This is a genomic window from Hyphomicrobiales bacterium, from assembly GCA_017642935.1.
In the GTDB taxonomy this organism is placed as follows: Bacteria; Pseudomonadota; Alphaproteobacteria; order Rhizobiales; family MH13; genus MH13.
In genome coordinates this window covers 665,711-688,272 of record JAEPOK010000002.1, presented here as the reverse complement: position 1 = coordinate 688,272, position 22,562 = coordinate 665,711, and the positions used below count along the sequence as shown (strand labels likewise).

Sequence of the window (22,562 nt, the reverse complement as noted above, 5' to 3'; positions counted from 1 at the left end):
GCATTTCGTTTGCAGGCGCTATACATTAGATGGACCCCCCAATACGGACACCGCCGCTTATTCCTGTCGTCGAAATTGTACGCTGCTCAACCACGACAGTTTGGGTACGTTCGACAGGGGCCAGACGTTGACTGATAACGGGCCGTGGAACAAACGCTACATCAGAGATACCATCATCCAATGCATTGAACGCCACATGGGCTGGCTGACCAAGAAACAGGCGTGCCTGGACAAAATAGCGTTCGTCGTCGTCGCTAAGGTCCATGCCCCCGCGAACAGTAAGGCTTGGCGTTAGGTTCATCTGCAGCTGAGCGCGCACACCCGCCTCTTCGTCGATAGATTCGAAATCCCAATAATAGCCGCCCAAAGACAGCCGCGCCCAAGGCAGATGAGGCAACGGCGCCTCCAGGCTACCATCAAAGCCATCAACGACTTTCTGCTCAACACGAGTTGTGGTCGTGGCGGATACAGTTTGCCAGCCGGTCAGGCCCTGATAGTAGTTGGCGCGGGCCGTGAGATGCGGGCCGAAGAGTTCCCCGCCAATGCCCAGACGCCAGTGGTCATGCTCAAAAGTATGGTCTAGCCAGGCATTGGCGCCAAGCATCCATTGATCACCCGGGAAAAGGAAACGGTAGCCGATGCCGCCATTAGCCGTCCAATCCTGGCGGCCGTTATCATAGTTAATCCGCCCTTGCACAAACCCGGTGTGGCGACCGTCAGCTGATAAGAACAACGGCTGAATGGTGTTAAGTGTGCCGCTGAACTCGCCATTATCGAAATTAATCTCGCCGCTTGTCCTGGCCAGCCAGGCTGCAGGGTCCCAATCGCTCAATTCATCATTCGAATAGGCATGCAACGCTGGCCAAGTTAGCGCGGCAAAGAAGATACATACGACGAGCGAAATTTTTCTGAACATATGATCACAACGATTTACCAGATATTAAGAGTTATCAATATGTTGGCATCCCCCGAGTCAATACCCCGCTTCCAATGCACAACCATTGTGCACGCGCACTGTTTTAGCTTTGCAACACTCTGGCTGGTTCTACCCCTATGATCTAAGGTTGGGAAAGCGTCTCGGTCCCGCGCTCGGCGTGGCGTTTGAAACAGTCCCTCAACTTCTGAACTGCGGATTTGCCTGGTTCATATGGCTGAGATAGAGGACGCGCACTCCCTGGCCTTTTGAGAAGTTGACGGCCAATCTTTCCCTTGTCGAAAAATATGCACTGCCGACCTTGGCAAACGTCGTAGCGAAGGACCGCTTTCCGCACATTTCAGACGTTGGTGACAAATCGTACGTCGGTCGACGAGTCCGCAAATCGGTCCTTCTAACAAGACCCTAGAACGACCCGCCTGGCGAGATTGCCACATCGCGGCGGGCGACGTTGAGGCTGATCCATAGCCCTGCCAGGACATCAACAAGCGCGATCAGCGTGAGCAGCGCGAACAACGCCGTCGAGGCCGGTGCCCAGACGATGAAAATGATCACATAGACCATCACGATCAGCACCGAGAGCACATGGTCGAGCACCGGCGCAAAGCCAATGCGCGTGGCTTTGACAACCTCCAAAAACAGGATCGCGACACCAAACGCCATAAGGCCGTCTCCCTGGGTCAGCGAGACCGTCCCACCGGAGATCATCGCCTGGCTGAACAGCTCGCGGTCGAAAACGAAAACGCCGCTCGGCCCCATCGCCAACACGATGTAGAGGCCAAGAGGGATGATGGTCAGCGGAAGGGCGAAGAGGTAGCGCATGACAGGCTCATCAAAATCAGAACGTTAAAAAGAAAAGGCCGATCATCAGACCGGCCTTTTTCAAGAACATAAAAGACATGTCGAAAAGACGACTACTCGTCTTTCGGCTCCAACACCTGGCGACCGCGATACATGCCGGACTTCAAATCCACATGATGCGGGCGACGCAGCTCGCCGGAATCCTTGTCTTCAACATATGTCGGTGCTGCCAGGCCATCGGCCGAGCGGCGGAAACCGCGCTTCATGCGGCTGACTTTTCTCTTTGGAACGGCCATTGTCGTAACTCCAAAATGGCTGGCGTGTCGGTCAACGGATACGAGTGATTGCGGCGCGCCGATAGGCGCGGGCGTCGCGACCCGTCAAATTCGGAAGGCTGCTCTATACAGACACATGGCCATTCTGCAAAGCCCCTTGAGCGCGATTTTGCGCGGTTTTTGGTAGGTTTAACCGACCTCCGGCGGTGCCAGGCATCCGATATAGCCACCTATACGCTGCGCCCGTGATGCAATCACATCGGCCAACCAGAGCTGGCGACTGGTTGGGTTGGCGGCATCGCGTTGCGACGGCAACGGCAAAGTTGCGACCAGGAGCGCCGCTTGACGACGTGTTAGATCGGCAGCTGACCGGTCAAAGGCGCGCTGTGCGGCGGCTTCAAAGCCATAAAGCTGCGGGCCAAGTTCGGCGATGTTGATGTAGACCTCCATCATCCGCCGCTTCGACCAGACCGTGTCGAGCAGCAAGGCCAGCGGCACTTCCAGCCCTTTGCGGAAGGCCGACCGCCCCTGCCAGAGGAACAGATTACGTGCCACCTGCATGGAGAGTGTCGAGGCACCGCGCGCCTCTTCGCCGGCCCGCCAGCGGTCGAACTGGTCGCGCAGATCGCGCCAGGCAACGCCATTGTGGGCGCAGAACGTCTGGTCTTCGGATGCGATGATGGAGTTTTCAAGCACCGCCGCCACATCGTCCATCGCGATCCAATCGCGCTCATAACCGCGCAGCAGAACAACGTCCCGCACCATCAGCGTCGAGACCGGCGGCAGCACGGTGTAGAGCAGCGTCAAATGGATGGGCAGGCCAACGGCAAGGATCGCAAACAGTGCCAGACACCTGAGGACAACCGAGCGCAATCGCGGCATCCGCCACCACTTACCGGGTGAGCGCCGTTTGCGCTTTGGCGTCTTGCCAGCCCTTGTTTCCGACCGCCCCATTGGCTACGCCCAACCCTGTTCCAAGAGCGTGAAAAGAAAGCGGCCCGAACCATGTCAGACCCGAAAGCGCATCTGGCCAACCTTGCCGCCAGCATCACGCGCGATATGGACCAGCTTCTGGCCGAGCTCAAGGCGCCAGACCGATTGGTCGCCGCCATGCGTCACGCCGTCCTGGCTGGCGGCAAGCGCCTGCGACCGGTCTTGGTGCTTGAAACCACGCACCTTTTGGCCGCCGGCACGCACGCCAAAACACAGCTTCCGCCAGGCGCGCCACAGGTCGCGATGGCCATTGAATGCATCCACACCTATTCGCTCATCCATGACGACCTACCCCCCATGGATGATGATGATCTGCGGCGCGGCAAACCCACCGTCCACAAGGCTTTTGACGAGGCAACGGCCATTCTGGCCGGCGATGCGTTGCAGGCCCTGGCGTTTGAACTGGTGGCCACCAGCGGTCATCCCAAAACGCCGATGATGCTCCGCGATCTCGCCCGCGCCTGCGGCGCCGATGGCATGGTGGGCGGTCAGATGCTGGACCTGGCCGCCGAAGGTCGGTTTGGCCAAGCCACCGAAATCAAAGACACATTTGCTCTGGCCGCCATGCAAGCGATGAAAACCGGCGCCCTAATAGAGGTCGCCTGTACCCTCGGCGCGCACCTTGCCCTGGCCCCCGAAGAGGAGCGTCAGCGCGTCTCCCAGTTCGGTCAATCGCTGGGTCTGGCGTTCCAGATCTCTGATGATCTGCTCGACATCACCGCCACCTCAGATGAGGCGGGCAAACGCACCGGTAAGGACGAAGACGCCGGCAAGACGACCTGGCCAGGCCTGCTCGGGGCGGAGAAAGCCAAAGCCACCCTCGATGCCACGCTCAACGACGCACTGGCGACCTTGGCGCCCTATGGCGAACGCGCATCGCATTTGAGCTTTCTGGCGACCAGCCTGCGCGACCGCACGACCTAAAAATCAACCAGAACAAAGTTAAGTCAGTCGCGACAAACGGCCCGTTCGTCTGGAACAAAAACCAGAATACCTGATCGAATTCTGCCAAAAGTCGCGACAAACCGCGCGACAAAAGTCAGGAAAAGCGGATCGCTGTTTCGCCGCGCAGATGCGCAATCAGGGTCCGATAAAGGTCGACCTTGAAAGCGACCGCCTTGGCCGGAACGTCCTCAATGGCCATCCAGGCCCACTCATCGAACTCCGCATCGTGACCGTCCGGCGGCGCGGCGACATTGATTTCCGTTTCTTCGCCCTCAAAGCCATAAAGAAACCATCGCTGCTTCTGGCCGCGATATTTGCCCTTCAACGCAACCCCAACCAAATGCTCCGGCAAGTCGTAAGTCAGCCAACCATCCACGGCGGTGATCAGCGAAACCGAGCGGATCGACGTTTCCTCATAGAGCTCACGACGCGCGGCTTTTTCCGCGTCCTCTCCTTCATCGATCCCGCCCTGCGGAAACTGCCAAAGGCGGGCATCGCCGGTGTATTCCTCGTTCGGCAACCGCCGCCCGACCCAGACCAGCCCGTCCCTGTTGACGACGATCGCGCCCACGCATGGCCGATAGGGCAGGGCCGCCTTCTGCTCGGGCGTCAGATCGGGGCGTTTTTTGCTCATGAATGAGTCCTGACCGGTACGGTCTTAGAGCAGTTTTCGTGATCTCCGATTCACTCGCACTGCTCTAAGTTCTGCTTTTGTCACGTTTCCGGACGCAAAACCGGTGTCCACTTTTGCTGGAAACGCTCTAGAAACGAACGATGCTGGACACCGGTACAAGCGCAATGCCCTTGGAGGCAAGGCTCGCGGTCCATTCCTCCAGCGTGGTAATGGTCAAAGGTAACGCGGTTGCGACACCAACCGCAGACCCGCGCTCGCGGGCAATCGCTTCCAGTTGCGCCAGCCGGTTGTTGATCGATTGCTGATCGGCGCGCGCATCGATCACAACATCGGCCCGCAAAACCGGTGTGTTTTCACCGGCAACCGCCGTCACGCGGCTGCGCGCCGAACGGCCATCATCGATCACCATCAGCCCGCGGCCGACCGCATCATCGATGATCGGTGCAAGAGCTGCTTCCTCGGAGGCAAACCGCCCGCCCATATAGTTCATGAAACCAATCGGCGTCGGCAGGCGCGACAGCGCCCAGTGCAAGCGTTCAAGATTGGCCTGCTCGGTCAAACCGACCTGAAGCGTGTGCGGACCAGGATCATTGTTGGGATAATCGAACGGCTCCATCGGCACTTCGATCAGGTATTCATGGCCGTCCTGACGGGCACGGCTCGCCCAGCGGGTCAGCGAACTACCATAGGGCGCAAAAGACAGGGTGGTGGCGCCTGGCAGGCTGTTGAGCACTTCCTGGGTGGACGTCTGCGAAATGCCAAGTCCACCGACAATCAGCGCGATGCGCGGCTGGCCTGGCATGATTGTGCCGGCTTCAAGCGGGCGGGCATAGGCATCCAACGCCCGTTCGCCATTGCTGCCGAGCGAGGGCACGAAGCTGCTGGAGTCGAACCGCTCCACCAGGCTTGGATTGGCAACGGCTGGCAGTCCACCACGGGCGTCGAAGCGCGGCGCATTGGCCGCCGAATTGATCGGCGGCAACTCAGACGCGTCCTGCGCGCTGGTGTCCAAACCATCGGCCTGCGGCACCTGCAGAACGCGTGGGCCACCGGCAATGGGTTCCGGCTGGCTTGGCAACGGCTGCGCCAGCCCCTCGCCTGTTTCTCCCATGCCCGGTGTCTGGTCCCCGGCACGCTGGCTTGCCGGTGCATTGGGACTGCCGGCTATTTGGATTTGACTTTGGGTTTGCGGCTCGCCACCCAACGGCGTGTCGGTCAGAAAAATCCATCCGGTGAGCAGAAGCAGCACAAGACCGAGCACCGCGCCACCCACACGCGTGAACCATCCGGCCGCCCAGATGATCTTGGCGCGCCAAACCGGCCAGTTCTCGCCGAAACGCGCCCGCGGCATCAACGGCGTATGCAGATCATTTTCTACATCTGTGGTCATAAACGCGACGCCTACCTGACAATCTGAGGTCCAACAGAAAAAGCCCTCGCTCTTTGTAGAGCGAGGGCTTTAAGCGTCAGTTAACCAAGGACTTAAAGGCCCTGGTAACGCCTCAGTGAGCGTTAGTTAGGAAGCGGCGCATCCGGATCAGGCGGAAACGCAGCATGCACTTCTTCACCGCGCAACAGGCTGAGCGCGTACTGAAGCTGGGTGTCGAGTTCAGCGTCCTGCGGCACATAAACCGACGACCCTGAGCGTTCCACTTCATCTTCATTCGACAGGTGACCGTCCAGTGAAGCCTCGCCACCTGGGCTATCCAAGCCCTGAAGTTCCTCCGGCAGGTTTTCCTGCAGCACTTCGATATCCGGATCGATACCACGCGCCTGGATCGAACGACCCGCTGGCGTGTAGTAGCGCGCCGTCGTCAAGCGCACCGCGCTCGTCGCCGACATCGGGATCACGGTTTGCACCGAGCCCTTGCCGAAGGAAAGAGAGCCAACAAGGGTGCCACGACGGTGATCCTGAAGCGCTCCGGCCACAATTTCCGAGGCCGAGGCCGAACCGCCATTGATCAGCACCACAACCGGCAAGCCACCGATCAGATCGCCCGACCGGGCATTGTAGCGGCGCGTGTCGGCTTCGGTGCGGCCACGGATCGAAACGATCTCGCCGCGATCAAGAAACGCGTCGGAAACCTCCAGCGCCTGGTTGACCAGGCCGCCAGGATTGTTGCGTAGATCTAGCACATAGCCAGAAATCTCAACGCCTGCTTCTTCAGCCTCCTCGTTGAGCGCGAGGATTTCACGCTCCAAACCTTCGCCGGTCTGCCCGGAGAACTGGGTGACGCGCAAATAGCCAATTTCGCCTTCCAAGCGACTGCGCACCGAAGCGATCCGGATGGTGTCGCGCTGCAAGGTGACGTCAAAATCCTCGGCGCCTTCGCGGCGGATGGTCACCGTGATCGGCGTGCCGACAATGCCACGCATCCGATCGACCGCGTCGCTCAGATCCATCCCCTGCACGTCTTCGCCATCCAGGCCGACAATCAAATCGTTGGCAAGAATGCCGGCGCGGGCGGCTGGCGTGTCGTCAATCGGCGAGACGACTTTCACGAACCCGTCTTCCATCGTCACCTGAATACCCAGGCCACCGAATTCCCCGCTGGTCTGCTCCTGAATGTCTTCAAAAGCGTCCGGGCCGAGATAAGCCGAGTGTGGGTCGAGCGACGTGAGCATGCCATTGAGTGCATTCTCAATGAGCTCAGACTCTTCTTGCGGCTCGACGTAATCGTTGAGCACACGCTCAAACACATCACCGAACAGTTTCAGCTGGTTGAAGGTTTCCGCTCCGGCCTGCGCCTGCGCACCAATCGGTCCCAGCCGATAGTGAGTTACGCCGAAGGTCACCGCGACCCCCAGTGCCAACCCCAGCACGAAAACCGGTATCTTTTTCATCATCCGTCAGTCCTTTGACTGTCCCGTTGCGTTGCCCCATCGCTGTTCGCCCACCATGACGAAGAATCAATGGGACGTCCATCCTCGCGCAACTCAACGAACAACACAGGTTGCGGCGTTTGAGTTGAACCATCGGCAAGCACGACGGAGCCACGCTCGCCCATTGTGGCGATAGGTTCTCCCATCAGGACAAACTGCCCCAATGCGACATTAATGCGGCTCATACCCGCCAGGATCATCCGGTAGCCGTCACCGACATCCAAGATGACCACCTGGCCATAGGCGCGGAAAGGACCGGCATAAAGCACCCAGCCATCGGCGGGCGCCACCACGCGAGCATCAGCTCTGGTGGCTATATGGAGCCCTTGGCTGGTTTCGCCAAACCGATCTTGGTCACCAAAGGCCATGATTTCTTGCCCGCGAACGGGGGAACGGATCATGCCTTGCGCCGATCCGAAGGCAAAAGCCGGGCTCATACGGCCGGTATCCTGCAGGCTTGCAATGGCCTCTCGCTCATCGGCGTCGGGCGGCCCTTCCTCCTGAGCCCGCTGGGCATCGGCCATCGCCTGGCGCACGCTATCAAGCTCGCCTTCCAGGTCGTTGAGCAGCGCTTCAAGGCTGGTCGCTTCGCCCGCCAACAGGGCGGCGCGCTCGCGCTCACGTTCCAAAACGCTCTGGTTTTCCTCACGCAGACGTGATCGCTCAAAGAGCACCAACTCGATGCGCTCTTCCTCTTGGGCAAGCGCTTCAGCATCGGCGAGCAGCAAATTGAGCGCCTCATCAAGCTCGGTTCGCGCCTCTTCCAGCGCCGCCAAATCGTCGGCGAGCACCCGTGATTCGGCCTCAAGCTCGGGAAACGCCACGCCCAAGAGAATTGCCGAGCGCACCGACCGTAAGGCGTCACCTGGCGAGACGAACAGTGCCGGTGGCGGTGCGCGGCCAACTCGGACCATCGCCGACAAGAGCACGGCGATACGTTCGCGCTGCGCTTGCAGCGACACCTCCAGAGCCTGCGCATTTTCATCCAGAACGCCGATCCGTTGGCGCTGGACATCAACGCGCGCCGCAATGGTTTGGGCTTGCTCGGTCGTACGGATCAGGAGCTGGGTGAGATCTTCCACATCCGCATCAATGTCCGCCAGCTCGGCCGCCAGCATCTCCTGGCGGGCTTCAGCGGCATTGAGATCGGCACGCAGCCGCTCCAACGCATCGGCGGCCACATCGCGTTCCTGTTCCAGCTCCTGCTGGGCGAGGTCGTCGTCGCCAGCCTCGACCGGCTGCTCCAAACCGCGCAACACAAAGCGATCAAGCCCGTCGCTGTCTGGCTCCCCTGGCTGCAACCGATCCTGTGCGCTCGCGCCGAAAGGCGTGGCGATCACAAGCAGACTGGCAAGGAGCAGACTGACAAAAGGGAAGCGAAAGGCGCGCATAGACCAAGGTTTCGCAATTTCAAACGCAGAGCCTAGCGTCTAGCCGCTAAACCTTTCGTTAACCACATCCAAGCGCATTCACACGCGATGATACGGATGCCCGCTCAGCACCGTCATGGCGCGGTAAAGCTGTTCGGCGGCAAGCACACGCACCAACTGGTGCGGCATGGTCATGGCGCCAAAGCTGATCACAAGATCGGCGCGCCGGCGAATGGACCCGTCCAGTCCATCCGGCCCACCGATGATCAGTGCTACCGGCTTGCCAGCATCTTTGAAAGTTTCAAGTTTTAAAGAAAACTGCGGCGTGGTGATCGCTTTGCCGCGTTCGTCCAGCGCGATCAGCGCCGCGCCATCGGACACTTTGGCCAGCAACTGCGCGGCCTCATCGGCCTTGCGCGCATCAGCGAACCCTTGCTGGCTTTCGCGCAGCTCCACGACATCCAAAGCGCCGAATCCAAGCTGTTTGGCCATCGGCGTGGCGCGCGTCCAATAGCGCTCAAACAACTCCCGCTCTGGACCCGCCTTCATGCGGCCCACAGTCAGCAAACGCACCATCGATCAAGCCTTTGCCGGTTAGGCGTTGGGCTTTTCTGCGAAGCTGTCGTCCCACAGCTTTTCCATATTGTAGAAGCTGCGCACTTCAGGGCGGAACAGGTGCAAGATCACATCGCCGGTGTCGATCAGCACCCAATCGGCATGGGGCAGACCTTCGGTACGCGGCGATCCGTGACCGGCGTCCTTCAACGCCCGCTGCACATGATCGGCCAAGGCCGAGACATGGCGGTGCGAACGCCCCGACGCGATGATCATCGTGTCGGCGAGCGCAGACTTTCCGTCCAGATCGATGGTAATGATGTCCTCGGCTTTGGAGTCTTCCAAAACAGCTTGGACCGTAGAGAGGATGCTCGCGCCCGATGCGTTCGCACGGGTGGCAAGCGGCGCCGTAGCTTGGGGATCAACGGCAGTGTTTTGCGGAGTCAAACCGGCAAAAGTCCTTTCACAAGGGTTCTGGGAGAAGGAACCACAGGGTCAGCCGGTTGAAACAGGCCGAACCTGCATACCTTGTGCGGGCGAACCGAACACCGCACGACTCACAGTGTGGGGCTGATTTCTTAACGTTTCAAGACATTCAAACCGTTTGCGAGGCGTTTGCTGCCCGGATCGCGCTGGAGGAGAGCGGCGAAAGCGGGCCACGGATGAATGTCCAGACCGGCGGCTGAAGGTGGGAAAGCAGGCAGGCATCCTCGCCATCGAGCCGGTTTTTCGCCATCGCCTGCGCCGCCGGCGCCGAGAGTGAGGCATGGCGCGAACCCGGCCTGTCGATCACCGCAATGGGCACCCGCGCGGCGATGGAACGCCATTGGTACCAGCGGTGAAAGCCCGCCAGATTGTCCGCGCCCATCAACCAGACAAAGCGCACATCGGGACGCATCGTGGTCAGCATCGCCACCGTGTCAGCGGTGTAGCGCACGCCAAGCTGGTCCTCGACGCTGAGCACCTTGCGACGCGGATGGCGTGCCTGGCTGCGCACGGCGGCCATGCGTGCCTCCAAGGAGTGCGCCGGATCATGGTTTTTCAGCGGATTGCCAGGCGTTACCAGCCACCAGACCCAATCGAGCTTCAGCACTTTCAGCGCCTGCTCAGCCACCAACAGATGGCCATCATGGACCGGATCGAACGAGCCGCCATAAAGGCCAACCGATTGCCCGGGCGCGACATAGGGCAGCCGCACGCGGGCATGGGGATAGACGGGAGCGGGCAAGCTAGGCGGGCCTAACCTGGCCTTGGCCGCGCACCACATAGTGGAAACTGGTCAGCTGTTCGAGGCCCACAGGCCCACGCGCATGCATACGGCCTGTTGCTATGCCGATTTCCGCGCCCATGCCGAACTCGCCGCCATCAGCAAATTGCGTCGAGGCGTTGTGCATAACGATGGCTGAATCGCACTCGTTCAAGAATTTGGCCGCGACCGCTTCATTCTCGGTGACGATGCTTTCGGTGTGCGAGGAGCCATAGGTCGCGATGTGATCGAGAGCACCATCCACGCCATCGACGATCCCGACCGTGATGATCGCATCGCCATATTCGGTGGACCAATCCTCCGTTGAGGCCGGCTTCGCACCTTCTGCCAAAGCACGCACAGCTTCATCGCCACGCACCTCACACCCTGCGTCCTGCAAGGCTTTGACCAGGGGTGCGGTGAAGGCTTCTGCTGCCGCGCGATCAATCAGCAACGTCTCCGCGGCTCCACAGATCGACGTGCGGCGCATCTTGGCGTTCACAACGATCTCGGTTGCCATCGCCAAATCGGCAGCCTTATCGACATAGATGTGGCAAATGCCTTCCAGGTGCGAAAACACCGGCACCCGCGCCTCGTTCTGCACGCGACCCACCAGCGACTTGCCGCCACGCGGCACGATCACATCCACGGTGCCATTGAGGCCGGTCAAAAGCGCGCCCACAGCGGCACGGTCCGTGATCGGTACAAGCTGCACAACATCGGCGGGCAGACCGGCCGATTCCAAGCCCTCAGCGATCGCACCGTAAAGCGTCTGATTGGTTTCGATTGTGTCGGACCCACCGCGCAGGATCGAAGCATTGCCCGACTTCATCGCAAGCGCCGCTGCATCCACCGTCACATTGGGGCGGGATTCAAAGATGATCCCGATGACACCGAGCGGCGTGCGCACCCGCGAGATTTTCAGACCATTGGGACGTTCCCACGCGGCCATCTCGTCGCCCACGGGGTCAGGCAAAGCAGCAATGGCTTCCACCACCTGCGCAATGGCTTCGACGCGATCAGGGTTCAGCGTCGCACGCTCCTGATAGGCGACCGTGACATCCCGCTGACGCATACCGGCCAGATCGCGGGCGTTTGCGGATAGCACATCATCGACCCGCGCACGGATGCCGGCAGCGATCGCATGAAGGGCCGCGTTCTTGGTCTCGATTGAGGCCAGCGCAATCGCCCGCGAAGCTGCGCGGGCACGCTCGCCCATGTCCTGCATGAGATCAGCAACATCGACGGATGCATCGCTATCCAGTAGTGCCATGACTACGCCCCCACATTCTCTTTTTTGTCCGCTGTCGCTCCGGTCTTCGCTGACGCGTGACCGACCGCTTCAGCGGTGTTTCGCCCTGTCAGGGCGAGGTCATCCCGATGCACCATAGCGTTGCGCCCGGCATAACCCAAAATCTCTTCGATATCAGCGCTTTTGCACCCAGCGATCTTTTGCGCATCCTCGCTGTCATAGGCGACAAGGCCGCGCGCAACCTCAACACCGTCCAGCGTTACAATGCGCACCGCATCGCCGCGCTCAAACGCCCCCGACACCGCACGGATACCGGCCGGCAACAGCGACTTGCCCTGCGCCAGAGCACGTGCAGCACCATCGTCGATGATCAAATCGCCATGCGGGTCGAGCGACCCGGCGATCCAGCGTTTGCGGGCCGTGGCAGGGTTTCCATCAGGCGCAAACCAAGTGCAACGGATACTCGCGTCGTTCGCGCCTTCGTCGATGGCTTTCAGTGGATTCATCACCTTGCCGGATGCAATCACCATCGCCGCGCCGGCGCCCACCGCCATCTTGGCCGCATCCACCTTGGTCTTCATCCCGCCGCGCGAGAGGTTGGAGCCTTCCCCACCTGCCATCGCTTCAATCTCAGGTGTCAGTGCTTCCACCAGCGGAATATGCTGCGCGTCTGGGTTGGTGTTCGGCGGCGCGGTGTAGAGCCCGTCAATATCGCTGAGCAGCACCAACGCATCGGCGCCGATCATCGAGGCAACACGGGCCGCCAACCGGTCATTGTCGCCATAGCGAATTTCGTTCGTCGCCACCGTGTCGTTTTCATTGACCACCGGTATCGCCCCGCGCGCGAGCAGCGTTTGGATCGTCGCCCGCGCATTGAGATAGCGCCGCCGCGCTTCGGTATCGCCCAGAGTCAAAAGCACCTGACCGGCCACAAGATCGCGCGCACCCAGCGCCTCTGCATACGCCCGACCGAGTGCAATCTGGCCGACGGCAGCCGCGGCCTGCGCATCTTCAAGTCTATCGGGGCGGGCTTCCATACCGAGCATCACCCGGCCCATGGCAATCGCACCGGAGGACACAAGCACGATCTCCGCGCCGTGCCCCGCAAGCGCCGCCAGATCATCAGCCAGGGACGACAACCAGGCTTCTTTCAAGGCGCCGGTGTCGGTGTCCACGAGCAGCGAGGAGCCGATCTTGATGACGATGCGCTTGTGCTTCGCAAGCGGCGTGAACGTATTTACGGAGCCCATGGCGCATCCTCTTGCGAAGGATACTCCGCGGCCTCATCGAGGTCTTCCCCGAAGTTTCCGTCAATCATCCGCATCAGGGCCCGCAAAACCTGCGGCACGCCCTCGCGGCTGGCCGCCGAGACCAGCATTGGACGCTGGCCGCAGGCTTTACCCAAGGCCGCCAGCTTCTCGGCGCGCTCCTCTTCGCTCAGCGCATCGGCTTTCGACAGTGCCACCAGTTCCGGCTTGTCTTCCAGCCCATGGCCATAGGTGTCGAGCTCACCACGGATCACCGTGTAGGAATCGGCGACATCCTCTTGCGTGCCATCAACCAGGTGCAACAGCACCTTGCAGCGCTCCACATGGCTCAAAAACCGGTCACCCAGCCCGACGCCTTCCGAGGCGCCTTCAATGAGGCCGGGAATATCGGCGAGCACAAACTCACGCTCATCCACGCCAACCACGCCCAGGTTAGGGTGCAGCGTGGTGAAGGGGTAATCGGCGATCTTCGGCTTGGCCGCGCTGGTGGCCGCCAGGAAAGTCGACTTGCCGGCATTGGGTTGGCCGATCAGCCCGGCATCGGCGATCAGTTTCAGTTTCAGCCAGAGCCAGGCTTCTTCGCCTTCCAAGCCTGGATTGGCATTGCGCGGCGCCTGATTGGTGGACGACTTGAAATGCGCGTTGCCAAAACCGCCATTGCCGCCTTTGAAGAGCAGCACCCGCTCACCGATTTCCGTCATATCGGCCAGCACTTCATCGGTCTCGGCATGGATGATCTGCGTGCCCGCTGGAACGCGCAGCACCACATCATCGCCCTTGGCGCCGTTGCGATCGCGGCCCATGCCGTGCATGCCCTTCTTGGCCTTGAAATGCTGTTGGTAGCGATAGTCGATCAGCGTGTTGAGACCGGCAACGCACTCCGCCCACACATCACCGCCACGCCCGCCGTCACCGCCATTGGGCCCGCCATACTCAATGTATTTTTCGCGCCGGAATGACACGCAGCCCGCCCCGCCGTCTCCGGCTTTGACGTAGATTTTCGCTTGGTCGAGAAACTTCATCTAAAGCGCCTCCAGCATATAGTCGTTGGAGGGCTGTTTGGGCGTGTCGCGCGCCGGCGTGATGCATTCACCCTCGCCGGTGAAGACGAAGCCATTGGAGAGCAAAACCTTTTGCGAGGCTTCATTGCTGCGCACCGTCGCCGCATGGATCGGGCCTTCGATGCCATTCTCACGCAGCACATCAAGAAACAGCGCCACCGCGCGTGTGGCAATGCCTTGTCCCCAATAGGCCTTACCAACCCAATAGCCGAGCTCCTCGCGGCCATTCGGACGCGGACCGAGGCCGACGCCGCCGACCAACTCGCCATTGAGCACAATAGCCCGGCCAACAAGGCGGCCCTCTTCATTGCGCGCATTGGACAAAAACGCCTCAGCGTCCGAGCGGGCATACGGGTAGGGAATGGACGCCGTCATCGCTGTCACATCAGGATCGTTCAGAAGCACAGCAAGCCGATCAGCGTCATTGAGCTGATAGGGTCGAAGCGAAACGGCGGATTTCGAGGTCATAGGACAACTCTAAACAAAAAAGGGAGGCTTGCGCCTCCCTTTGAACCTGCTTGCGGCATCCTCAAGGGGAGGCCGCACCCGTGTCGAGGCAGCCTATTCGGCAGCTTCGGCCATCGGGAGGACGGAAACATAGGTATTGCCGTCGCGCTTCTTGGCGAACGACACCGTACCATCGGTCAGCGCAAACAGGGTGTGGTCTTTGCCCATCCCCATGTTCTCGCCCGGATGCCATTTGGTGCCGCGCTGGCGGATGACGATGTTGCCGGCGACGACGACTTCGCCACCGAACTTTTTCACGCCAAGACGGCGACCAGCGGTATCGCGACCATTGCGGGATGAACCGCCTGCTTTTTTATGTGCCATGGATCGGGGTCCTTCTAAGCGATTTCAGCAAAAGTTGTCCGACTTTTGCGCTCGCGAAATCGCGTTGCTAGTGTGTCTTATTCGCCTTTGGCGAATTCAGCGGCCTGTTCCAGCCAGTTATCACGTTCAATGCGACCTTTGAAGGACAGCGCATCGTCAACCTTGGCGATGTCGTCCGGTGTAAAGGCTGCAACCTGCGCGAAGGTGGTGATGCCCAGCGCGTTCAGTTTTTTCTCAAGCACAGGGCCAACGCCGGAGATCTTCTTCAGATCATCGGCTGGACCTTCCGGTGCGGCGAACAGCGCACCCTCGGGCAGATCACCGGTCGAAGCGGCGGGCGCCTCTTTCTTAGGTGCAGCTTTTTTCGCAGCAGGCTTTTCAGCAGCCGGTTTGGCGGGCGCCTCATCGGCTTTTTTGGCCTCAGCCTTTTTCGGCGCCGCTTTCTTGGTAGCTTTCGGTTTCGCACCACCGGTCAGAATGTCGGTGATCTTGACCACCGAAAACTCCTGGCGATGGCCGTTCTTGCGGCGGGAGTTCTGGCGACGGCGCTTCTTGAAGATGATGATCTTCTTGCCGCGCTTGTTCTCAACCAGCTCGCCAACAACGCTTGCGCCTTCAACCAGCGGCGCACCGACGGTTACATCGGCATCGTTGCCGACCATCAGCACGTTGTCGAAAACAACCTGATCGCTCGGCTCAAGCCCGAGCTTTTCAATTTGAATAACGTCATCGGCGGCAACCTTGTATTGTTTGCCGCCCGTTTTGATGACTGCGAACATCGTCTTTTCCTTTGTGTTCGGTGCGATGGTGTCAGGCGCGCGAAAACGTTGCGAACCCGCCCAAAGCTTCTTGTTCAGTCCCACGGGGGTGGTCGTGTGCGTCTGGCTCAGGCCAAATGGGGGGGAGGCTTGATCCAGACGAAAAAAGGCGCGGGAACCGGCCCGCGCTTTCATCTGCAGCGCTATAAGCGCAAAACCGCGATCCTTGTCAAGCAAACTGGCGCTCAAATCAGCCAATCGGCGCTTGCGTTTGTCAATGGGTTTGCTCTATCGGTAGCCCCGCTTCGGCGTGACCACCAGCTGAAGTGATGCGGAGAGATGCCGGAGTGGTCGAACGGGGCGGTCTCGAAAACCGTTGTGCGCTTTGCGTACCCAGGGTTCGAATCCCTGTCTCTCCGCCATTTCTTTTTCACCGTCTGAAATGCCCGCTAACACCTTGAAAGGGCTAGTGGTTTTCGCGGTTCGAAACCCTTGATTTCGGTGGTACGGTAATGGGGCCGCAAACACCATTTTGATAAGGCTCTTGCGATGGGTCGGGTCATCAGAAACCCATAGTTTCCAAGGGTTTGCGAGAAAATTCATCGCGGTTCGAAAACCTGTATCGAAGTCATGTGTCAGATCAGGCTTTTGGGCCAGATTCTCAGAAATCGTCGCGCGCTCGGTTTCGAGCTTCTCCAGCTTATCTTCGTAATTCCTGATGAGACTTTCATTGGTTGTCTCGATGAGGCGATCCGTAAGCCTGCTGATTTTGGCGGCAATACCCTTCAAGGCCAGCTTCTGCTCGGTGCGTTTGGTTTCGAAGCCGCTTAACTGCGCGTTCCAGATCGTGCGGAACATTGCTGAGACAGTGGACATGAGGCTCGCATGTGGGCGCATGGATTGGATGAGAGTTTCAAACTCCCCTTCAATGACCTCTTTCCGAATGGATCTACGGTGAAAATCGCACGCTTTGTTGAAGCACTCATAGTATGGATAGCGCTTGCTGCGTCCCTTGGCATAGTAAGCCGTGAGAGGCCGTTCGCAGCACCCGCATGTCACAAAGCCCTTGAGCGGGAAATCGTTCTCTGTATCCGGCTTTGAGCGAATGACGGCACCTTCGTTCAAACGCGCCTGAATGCGCTGGAACGTCTCCCATGAAATCAATGGCTCATGCTTGCCTTTGGTCAGTGGCACGTTCCACGGACGATATTCGTAATAGCCTGCATAGATTTTGTTGGTGAGCAGGTTTGTGATGCGCTGCGGATGTATCTCGCCTTTCTTATCCCGCGCGAAAATCGGATGCGGCTCAAGGAAGCGTCTCACATCGGCCTGTGTCTGGAACCGTCCAGTGGCGAAGCCCTCAAGCGCTTCCTGTAACAACGACGCCTCTGGCTCACTGCGGACGATGCACTTACCGCTATGGCCTTTGATGCGTTCATAGCGATAGCCAGTCGGTACCCAGAAAGTGAAATAGCCATTTAGCAGCCGTGCTTTCATACGGTTTTCAACTTGCTCGCCGTTATGCTGGCGATGAAACTGCGCCATGCTAGCCACCATGTTCTCCAGCAACAGGCTGTGCGCGTCGTCGGCGAACTCGATGGACGGGCATTCAAGCCGTGCTCCAATCGCGCCAAAGGCATTGCGCAGCTTGCGGTGTACTTCGGTATCCCGGGCCAACCGTGAGACATCATCGATCAGCACGACAGGCTCGGCGCTGCGGTGCTTTTGCAGCCAGCTCAGCATGGCCTTCATACCGGGGCGATCTGCTAGACCACCCGACACCCCCTCATCGGCAAAGACCTCGGCAACCTCATAATCCTTATAGGCGGCAAACTCCCGGCAGCGTCGTTCCTGTGAGGCCAGACCATCGCCCTTCTTTAATTGCGCCTTGCTGGATACGCGCGTGTAAATAACGGCAATGCTCATAGCTCCTCCTTGTGTCTTTTGGTTTCTCTTACGGTGTCCGTCTCGTGTTGCTCCTTCGATTTTATCGCAACGGCGTCATCGAGCGCACGAAAGGCATGCGCAGCGATAGTGAATTGCTGCGGATAAGTCGGAGATGTGAAACACTGATCGACGAGTGTTTCCGTGATCGCCCAAAGGTCGCGCAGGAGTTCGTCTTCCTGCTCGCGACTCAATCCGAGCGGCGCGATATAGGCGCGGTATTCATCGCAATCCAAAACGGCTGGCTGCGGGTGGTAATGATGTTTCATGGCAAATTCTTTCCGGCGCGGTCTCGCGCTGGAAAGCTGCACTGACGTGCAATCAAGATGAGCGGGAAACCACGCCTTGATCTTGGGTTCAAAGGCAATGGCATAAAAAACGCCCGTCATTCTGGCTTTGGGATCATTCACGGCGAAACGCGGATCAACCAAGACACCAAAATGCGGGCGCACTTCTAGGTATTTGTTCCTATAATGTTCTCTATTTTGATAAAAAGCAAGATAATTCAATACTATCATACGGCGCTCCCCACTAAGCGCAGCGAAGCTGATCAAAAAAGAAACTTCCCCGCGCATGAACCTCTGCCAAGCGGCGAGCGTCCGAAACCTATAGCGCAGCGAAAAGAAAGAGCCGCCAACTGCATAGCAGTGGCGTCACAAACAGGACGGCTCGATCAAAGGCCGGGGATCGGTCCATCATCTTCTCGGGAGACCGCAAACGAAGAGCAGCGGCGGCAAGATGATTGACCGACAGCAGCGCGTCCACGGATTTGATGTAAGCTTGAAAGTGAGGTTAGATAAGCGCTAAAAATCTCAATATTTTTAGATTAATCGGCAAGATTATCGAGCAAAGCACAGGGAAGGAAACGTGGCGTCAGTATAGTGGTTTTATTTCGCGCCCGCGTAACCGCGACTCGGAAATTTTGCTTTGTATCGTCGTTCACTGCATTGCTAAAACAAATTCGGGAAAATTCGCTCGGAAATATTTCCCCAGTTCTCGGATTGTGATTATTAAATCCGTCGAAAAGGATCACCTCATCAAATTCTTTTCCTTTGGATTTGTGTATATTCATAACAAGAAGGCCGTTCTCTGGTTTTTTCCCTAATGAAAAATGCTCCTGTACGAATGCGTCACTAACCAATCTGAATGCATTTTCATAAGCGCCATTTTCTTGCCAGTCATTCTTTAAAAGGCTCCTAAGGTCGGTGTTCCGTTCGATTAGTCGAAGAAATCGCGTTGAAGTGCTCGCGTCCCGAAGCCTAGCGTCATTAGAATTTTCCAAAATCTGACGAACTGTTATCCAGTCTTGGGCCGGATCACCGGTCAAAGGCTGCTTACAGATTTCTCCATGAACCCGCAGCAGCTTCGAGCAGACTTTCTGCGCTGATAACGACGTTGAATTTAGGAGATACTTGGAAAAATCTGCCTCGATATCCGCCGCTTTCCTAATGTAGTCTGCCTTCGGCCTGCTGTCCCCGTTTCGTCCTCGCAAAAATCTCAAAACTGCGTCGATGAAGCGCCTTTGCCCATCGGTGGTATCGTTTTGTTCCAACAAAGCACTGACGATAGCGGCCCCAAGAATGGCGGCATCTAGGTCAAAAATAGGCCGATGAGTGTGTTTAGCGCAGCCGCTGGGCGGGGCGCTCATCAGTTCCGAGACTTTCTTTGTGGTATCCTTGCTTCCGGTCAAGATCGCGAGTGACCAATCTTGTTTCCCACTTTGAACCAACCTCTTTCGGGCCTCAATGATGGCAAGGTTAAGCTGCATATAAGACTGTTGTTTGTTGCAGAAGCTCGCACCCCCGTACTTCCGTATTTCGATACCGTTGTAGCCTGTTGACGTCTTGGAGAATGACTGTGTCAGTATTTCGTTTCCGAAGTTCGCGATGTCCGTCCCTGCGCTCCTGAAGTTCGCTTGTTGAAAATCAACTACTGTAGGTGAGAAGTTCGACACGTACTGCGCTAGTCGCTGCGGATCCGCACCTTTCCAACGATATATTTGCTGCTCGGGATCCGCTAGCGCGACAAGGGTGATGGATTTCCCTAGCTCTGTGACAGCATTCCACTGAGCACCATCGGTATCCTGAAACTCATCCAGTATTATGTATGGATATTTGAGGGCTGTCAGATTCCGAATGCGGGAACAATCGCTGAGCAGCTTTGCAGCCGTCGGTGCAAAAAGATCGAAAGCGATTTTTCCATTTTGAGTTGCAACATTCCAACGAGTTTCATTCAATTCTTTGATGTATGACTCATAATTCAATGTATCGTTCTGTTTCGGCTTGCCGCCAAATTTCTCCCGCAGCGGTAAAAGTAATTCAGCCTCGTTATAGCCTTCTAGAATTTCAATTGTATGCGGTAGACCGAGAAGGTAACCGTGCGACTTGATAAGTCGCCAAAAAAAAGAGTGATATGTATCGACCTCGATACAAGATTTTTCCCGCTTGGTTATGTCTGCGTTTTTCTGAATCGCCTCTTCTACACGCGCAATTGTCGGGCGCGCGAAACTTAGAAATAGAATTTTTTGGCTTTCATAATTAAGTGTATGCGAGAGCGCAGCAGCTTTCAGAATTGCGATCGTTGTCTTACCTGAACCGGCTCCACCAGTAACTAACGTGTTTCCGTTGGCATCTAGAAAATCCTTCTGACGATCGCTTAGTTCAAACGCCATTTTCGGTATCATTTGAATCGTTGGTAGGCGGTCGAGCAAGCGAAGTGAGCCTCTCGATCATGTCGCGTAGGAACTGCGGAATTTCGTTTTCATGGCAATGCGAAAGGACTGACACTGCACCGCCCGTGCCCTTTGTCTTTTTGAGGTAGCGCCTCAATGCACCGTCGATATCACTCTGTGGGGATGGGATCGTGTCAATTACAAAATCCGGCCAATTGAAATCCGCCGCCAATCGAGCCTTAGCCGTTGCCGCAATATTATCTATCAACAAATCTTCGACCCGTTGATAACTGTGAATGAAAGCCTCACTCGTTGCAGCCCTAATTGCCGCTTCTTCACCTTGCTCTTGCGCATCGCAAAAAACTGATATGTGCTTGCCTAATCCGGAAAGCGCGCCCGCGTGATTTAGTATTTGTGAATCGGTTTGAGAATTTATCAGGCAGTAGCCCAATGCAGACAAGTCGGCGTATTTTGTGGGTTTCAATTTCGCGAGTTGGCGAGAAAGTCCGATAAGAATTGAGACTTCCGTCGCGCCCTCACATATAACCACTTTTCGAGCAAGAAGACCTTCACAGAGCTGGCTTCGAAAGTATTGATGATAGTTATAGGTACTGGGGTCTGCAATTGAGATAGTATGCTGCGCAACGCCGCCGCTGCCATTATTTGCAAGGACCGCTATTTGGCTAAGGCTAAACTCTTCAATAACGTAGGGTGAGTGCGAAGTGAAAATAGCCTGATCAGAGTTCTCAATGATCTCGTTCACAACCTGTTTTTGAACATTAGGGGGAATTGCGGTCTCGGGCTCTTCCATCGCAAAAATTACATTCTGCTTGTTGTCTCGAATTATAGACAAGAGTGCCAGAACGAGCATATTTGAAGTGCCCGTCCCTTGGCGAAAATACGGCGCGTTGTGGTCTCCTGTCGTTTCTATGAACGCCACGATCGTACGACGCAAATCATCACGCGTCATGCGAGACACCTTTAGCGTAGGCGCCGAACCCCACTCCTTCGGCACATATCGATTGATGGCGGTCTGTACATCCTTTAGGACAGTTCCAATTTCGTCCTCAGCGTCTATTGGGATTTTAGCTTTATCAAGGCGGTCGAGTACGTCTTCCCACATTTTGGGTTTAACTTCTCGCGCGCGAAGCACGATGTCTAGAAGGCTCCCCTTTTCTAGGCTCAACGCTCTCGAGCCTGTGCGCAACGAACGCAGATATAAAAATCCAATTAGCTGCTTTTGCTTCTTACGGACTTCATCGGCTTGCTCGGAAAAGAGCTCTTTAAAGTAATATGTCTGCCCAACGAAATCATCTATTTCAATGTCGTAATGACCTAGGAATATGACGCGTAGACACTCGGTCACATCGTCAGCATCAACATTCGCGATCTCACCAACGCCTAAAAATCTATTCTGTGCTTTAGAAAAATATTCACAACGTCCGCCAAATGCAGCTTTTTGCTCGTCGGTGAGGTCAACTAACTGCACCAAGACTGCAATCGTATTGGTGTTTTCATCGTTGAATATTTTGTCACAGTTCGAGAAGTCACCTTCTGCTATCTGTTGACCAATAGGTATTTGTTCGTTTGAAGGTAAATAATCTCCCTTGAAAAAATCGTGCTCGTCGATTGGAGGTGAACGTCTCAGTCGATCCGGTCCTAGCGCGAGATCGAGCGCTTCGAGAACAGTGGTTTTCCCAGTATTGTTGTCGCCTAGAAATATTTGCGAATCTCTGAGCGTAATGTTGGCACTTCGAATGCCACGGAAATTTTTTATGCTTACATGTGAAACCTTCATATAAAAACGCGCTATCCTTACTTCGAAGAGATGTAAATTTACCCTACCATATCACAAGCTAACTGGCACAAGCCAACCATATGCTTTGTTTCGCGCCGATTGATTCCAATATATCAAAGAAAACAGACTATGGCGTTCAAGGCTCAATGCCGGAGCATGCCACAAAGCCAGAGGGATGCAACGGGAGAGCGCAGCGTCTCCCTTGCCGAGGACGGCGCAGCCGCCCGCAGTACAAGAAGGGTTGTATGACAACCCACATCTTGCCTTCCTTAAAAATGCAAAACAGCCTGAATCTTAATCACCGATGACACCTAGCTGACCCGGTTCACTGACCCCAATCTGA

23 protein-coding genes, 1 tRNA gene and 2 pseudogenes are annotated in these 22,562 nt (G+C 57.1%); 4 read left to right on the top strand and 22 right to left on the bottom strand.

The window, feature by feature from the left end:
• Positions 1-25 precede the first annotated feature (25 nt).
• The 4 genes from JJ917_12685 to mtgA form a co-directional block, all read right to left on the bottom strand.
• Positions 26-916 carry an inverse autotransporter beta domain-containing protein gene (locus tag JJ917_12685; GenBank protein MBO6699679.1) on the bottom strand — a complete coding sequence of 297 codons (891 nt, stop codon included), beginning with the start codon at positions 914-916 and terminating at the stop codon, positions 26-28.
• Positions 917-1,339: 423 nt separating this feature from the next.
• Positions 1,340-1,756: a hypothetical protein gene (locus JJ917_12680; GenBank protein ID MBO6699678.1), complete on the bottom strand. Its 417-nt coding sequence runs from the start codon at positions 1,754-1,756 to the stop codon at positions 1,340-1,342.
• Between the two features lie 92 nt (positions 1,757-1,848).
• Positions 1,849-2,031, bottom strand: a complete 183-nt coding sequence (locus JJ917_12675; GenBank protein ID MBO6699677.1) for a 50S ribosomal protein L32 — start codon at positions 2,029-2,031, stop codon at positions 1,849-1,851.
• Between the two features lie 168 nt (positions 2,032-2,199).
• A complete protein-coding gene (mtgA, locus tag JJ917_12670) occupies positions 2,200-2,892 on the bottom strand; it encodes a monofunctional biosynthetic peptidoglycan transglycosylase (GenBank protein MBO6699676.1) in 693 nt (230 codons plus the stop codon).
• Between the two features lie 123 nt (positions 2,893-3,015).
• Between mtgA and JJ917_12665 the strand changes: the two genes are divergently transcribed.
• Positions 3,016-3,927 carry a polyprenyl synthetase family protein gene (locus JJ917_12665; GenBank protein MBO6699675.1) on the top strand — a complete coding sequence of 304 codons (912 nt, stop codon included), beginning with the start codon at positions 3,016-3,018 and terminating at the stop codon, positions 3,925-3,927.
• A gap of 115 nt (positions 3,928-4,042) precedes the next feature.
• Here the strand turns inward: JJ917_12665 and JJ917_12660 are convergent, their stop codons facing one another.
• The 13 genes from JJ917_12660 to JJ917_12600 form a co-directional block, all read right to left on the bottom strand.
• On the bottom strand, positions 4,043-4,582 hold the full coding sequence (locus JJ917_12660) for an RNA pyrophosphohydrolase (protein MBO6699674.1): 540 nt from the start codon (positions 4,580-4,582) through the stop codon (positions 4,043-4,045).
• Between the two features lie 127 nt (positions 4,583-4,709).
• Positions 4,710-5,972, bottom strand: a complete 1,263-nt coding sequence (locus tag JJ917_12655; GenBank protein ID MBO6699673.1) for a divergent polysaccharide deacetylase family protein — start codon at positions 5,970-5,972, stop codon at positions 4,710-4,712.
• 122 nt (positions 5,973-6,094) lie between these two features.
• Positions 6,095-7,429 (bottom strand): S41 family peptidase, encoded by a 1,335-nt coding sequence (locus JJ917_12650; protein ID MBO6699672.1) that lies wholly within the window; start codon positions 7,427-7,429, stop codon positions 6,095-6,097.
• Complete coding sequence (locus tag JJ917_12645; GenBank protein ID MBO6699671.1) at positions 7,426-8,856, bottom strand: peptidoglycan DD-metalloendopeptidase family protein; 1,431 nt, start codon at positions 8,854-8,856, stop codon at positions 7,426-7,428. The genes JJ917_12650 and JJ917_12645 overlap by 4 nt, the downstream gene beginning before the upstream one ends.
• A gap of 78 nt (positions 8,857-8,934) precedes the next feature.
• Positions 8,935-9,411, bottom strand: coding sequence for a 23S rRNA (pseudouridine(1915)-N(3))-methyltransferase RlmH (gene rlmH / locus JJ917_12640; GenBank protein ID MBO6699670.1), 477 nt, complete (start codon positions 9,409-9,411; stop codon positions 8,935-8,937).
• A gap of 18 nt (positions 9,412-9,429) precedes the next feature.
• Positions 9,430-9,837 carry a ribosome silencing factor gene (rsfS, locus tag JJ917_12635; protein ID MBO6699669.1) on the bottom strand — a complete coding sequence of 136 codons (408 nt, stop codon included), beginning with the start codon at positions 9,835-9,837 and terminating at the stop codon, positions 9,430-9,432.
• Between the two features lie 148 nt (positions 9,838-9,985).
• Positions 9,986-10,657, bottom strand: a complete 672-nt coding sequence (locus JJ917_12630) for a nicotinate-nucleotide adenylyltransferase (protein ID MBO6699668.1) — start codon at positions 10,655-10,657, stop codon at positions 9,986-9,988.
• Complete coding sequence (locus JJ917_12625) at positions 10,620-11,864, bottom strand: glutamate-5-semialdehyde dehydrogenase (protein ID MBO6699667.1); 1,245 nt, start codon at positions 11,862-11,864, stop codon at positions 10,620-10,622. The genes JJ917_12630 and JJ917_12625 overlap by 38 nt, the downstream gene beginning before the upstream one ends.
• A 47-nt stretch (positions 11,865-11,911) precedes the next feature.
• On the bottom strand, positions 11,912-13,138 hold the full coding sequence (locus JJ917_12620) for a glutamate 5-kinase (GenBank protein ID MBO6699666.1): 1,227 nt from the start codon (positions 13,136-13,138) through the stop codon (positions 11,912-11,914).
• Entirely contained in the window at positions 13,126-14,178 is a 1,053-nt protein-coding gene (obgE, locus tag JJ917_12615; GenBank protein MBO6699665.1) for a GTPase ObgE, read from the bottom strand. Before obgE ends, JJ917_12620 begins: the two co-directional genes overlap by 13 nt.
• On the bottom strand, positions 14,179-14,685 hold the full coding sequence (locus JJ917_12610) for a GNAT family N-acetyltransferase (protein MBO6699664.1): 507 nt from the start codon (positions 14,683-14,685) through the stop codon (positions 14,179-14,181).
• Positions 14,686-14,778: 93 nt separating this feature from the next.
• Positions 14,779-15,048 (bottom strand): 50S ribosomal protein L27, encoded by a 270-nt coding sequence (rpmA, locus tag JJ917_12605; GenBank protein ID MBO6699663.1) that lies wholly within the window; start codon positions 15,046-15,048, stop codon positions 14,779-14,781.
• Positions 15,049-15,125: 77 nt separating this feature from the next.
• Positions 15,126-15,827: a 50S ribosomal protein L21 gene (locus tag JJ917_12600; GenBank protein MBO6699662.1), complete on the bottom strand. Its 702-nt coding sequence runs from the start codon at positions 15,825-15,827 to the stop codon at positions 15,126-15,128.
• 312 nt (positions 15,828-16,139) lie between these two features.
• On the opposite strand from JJ917_12600, the gene JJ917_12595 reads away from it, so the two are divergent.
• Both JJ917_12595 and JJ917_12590 read left to right on the top strand, forming a co-directional pair.
• A tRNA-Ser gene (locus tag JJ917_12595) sits at positions 16,140-16,228 on the top strand.
• Positions 16,229-16,454: 226 nt separating this feature from the next.
• Positions 16,455-16,637: a hypothetical protein gene (locus JJ917_12590; protein ID MBO6699661.1), complete on the top strand. Its 183-nt coding sequence runs from the start codon at positions 16,455-16,457 to the stop codon at positions 16,635-16,637.
• 72 nt (positions 16,638-16,709) lie between these two features.
• Here JJ917_12590 and JJ917_12585 read toward each other — a convergent pair.
• Positions 16,710-17,036: pseudogene (locus JJ917_12585) on the bottom strand (recombinase zinc beta ribbon domain-containing protein).
• Between JJ917_12585 and JJ917_12580 the strand changes: the two are divergent.
• The gene (locus JJ917_12580; GenBank protein ID MBO6699660.1) at positions 16,977-17,183 is read left to right on the top strand and encodes a hypothetical protein; all 207 of its coding nucleotides are present in this window, start codon (positions 16,977-16,979) and stop codon (positions 17,181-17,183) included. The pseudogene JJ917_12585 and the gene JJ917_12580 overlap by 60 nt on opposite strands.
• A gap of 105 nt (positions 17,184-17,288) precedes the next feature.
• Here JJ917_12580 and JJ917_12575 read toward each other — a convergent pair.
• The 4 genes and pseudogenes from JJ917_12575 to JJ917_12560 all read right to left on the bottom strand — a co-directional run bounded on the left by JJ917_12575 (position 17,289) and on the right by JJ917_12560 (position 22,219).
• Positions 17,289-17,732 (bottom strand): annotated as a pseudogene (locus JJ917_12575) (recombinase family protein).
• The gene (locus JJ917_12570) at positions 17,729-18,325 is read right to left on the bottom strand and encodes a hypothetical protein (protein ID MBO6699659.1); all 597 of its coding nucleotides are present in this window, start codon (positions 18,323-18,325) and stop codon (positions 17,729-17,731) included. Before JJ917_12570 ends, JJ917_12575 begins: the two are co-directional and overlap by 4 nt.
• 251 nt (positions 18,326-18,576) lie before the next feature.
• Positions 18,577-20,421 (bottom strand): ATP-dependent helicase, encoded by a 1,845-nt coding sequence (locus JJ917_12565; protein ID MBO6699658.1) that lies wholly within the window; start codon positions 20,419-20,421, stop codon positions 18,577-18,579.
• Positions 20,411-22,219, bottom strand: coding sequence for an AAA family ATPase (locus tag JJ917_12560; GenBank protein ID MBO6699657.1), 1,809 nt, complete (start codon positions 22,217-22,219; stop codon positions 20,411-20,413). Before JJ917_12560 ends, JJ917_12565 begins: the two co-directional genes overlap by 11 nt.
• Between the last annotated feature and the right edge of the window lie 343 nt (positions 22,220-22,562).

Bases quoted from the DNA above. Each gene is read 5' to 3' on its own strand.
- JJ917_12685 (MBO6699679.1), bottom strand. From the start codon at position 916: ATGTTCAGAAAAATTTCGCTCGTCGTATGTATCTTCTTTGCCGCGCTA.
- JJ917_12680 (MBO6699678.1), bottom strand. From the start codon at position 1,756: ATGCGCTACCTCTTCGCCCTTCCGCTGACCATCATCCCTCTTGGCCTC.
- JJ917_12675 (MBO6699677.1), bottom strand. From the start codon at position 2,031: ATGGCCGTTCCAAAGAGAAAAGTCAGCCGCATGAAGCGCGGTTTCCGC.
- mtgA (MBO6699676.1), bottom strand. From the start codon at position 2,892: ATGCCGCGATTGCGCTCGGTTGTCCTCAGGTGTCTGGCACTGTTTGCG.
- JJ917_12665 (MBO6699675.1), top strand. From the start codon at position 3,016: ATGTCAGACCCGAAAGCGCATCTGGCCAACCTTGCCGCCAGCATCACG.
- JJ917_12660 (MBO6699674.1), bottom strand. From the start codon at position 4,582: ATGAGCAAAAAACGCCCCGATCTGACGCCCGAGCAGAAGGCGGCCCTG.
- JJ917_12655 (MBO6699673.1), bottom strand. From the start codon at position 5,972: ATGACCACAGATGTAGAAAATGATCTGCATACGCCGTTGATGCCGCGG.
- JJ917_12650 (MBO6699672.1), bottom strand. From the start codon at position 7,429: ATGATGAAAAAGATACCGGTTTTCGTGCTGGGGTTGGCACTGGGGGTC.
- JJ917_12645 (MBO6699671.1), bottom strand. From the start codon at position 8,856: ATGCGCGCCTTTCGCTTCCCTTTTGTCAGTCTGCTCCTTGCCAGTCTG.
- rlmH (MBO6699670.1), bottom strand. From the start codon at position 9,411: ATGGTGCGTTTGCTGACTGTGGGCCGCATGAAGGCGGGTCCAGAGCGG.
- JJ917_12630 (MBO6699668.1), bottom strand. From the start codon at position 10,657: ATGTGGTGCGCGGCCAAGGCCAGGTTAGGCCCGCCTAGCTTGCCCGCT.
- JJ917_12625 (MBO6699667.1), bottom strand. From the start codon at position 11,864: ATGCAGGACATGGGCGAGCGTGCCCGCGCAGCTTCGCGGGCGATTGCG.
- JJ917_12620 (MBO6699666.1), bottom strand. From the start codon at position 13,138: ATGGGCTCCGTAAATACGTTCACGCCGCTTGCGAAGCACAAGCGCATC.
- obgE (MBO6699665.1), bottom strand. From the start codon at position 14,178: ATGAAGTTTCTCGACCAAGCGAAAATCTACGTCAAAGCCGGAGACGGC.
- JJ917_12610 (MBO6699664.1), bottom strand. From the start codon at position 14,685: ATGACCTCGAAATCCGCCGTTTCGCTTCGACCCTATCAGCTCAATGAC.
- rpmA (MBO6699663.1), bottom strand. From the start codon at position 15,048: ATGGCACATAAAAAAGCAGGCGGTTCATCCCGCAATGGTCGCGATACC.
- JJ917_12600 (MBO6699662.1), bottom strand. From the start codon at position 15,827: ATGTTCGCAGTCATCAAAACGGGCGGCAAACAATACAAGGTTGCCGCC.
- JJ917_12580 (MBO6699660.1), top strand. From the start codon at position 16,977: ATGCTTGCCTTTGGTCAGTGGCACGTTCCACGGACGATATTCGTAATA.
- JJ917_12570 (MBO6699659.1), bottom strand. From the start codon at position 18,325: ATGCGCGGGGAAGTTTCTTTTTTGATCAGCTTCGCTGCGCTTAGTGGG.
- JJ917_12565 (MBO6699658.1), bottom strand. From the start codon at position 20,421: ATGGCGTTTGAACTAAGCGATCGTCAGAAGGATTTTCTAGATGCCAAC.
- JJ917_12560 (MBO6699657.1), bottom strand. From the start codon at position 22,219: ATGAAGGTTTCACATGTAAGCATAAAAAATTTCCGTGGCATTCGAAGT.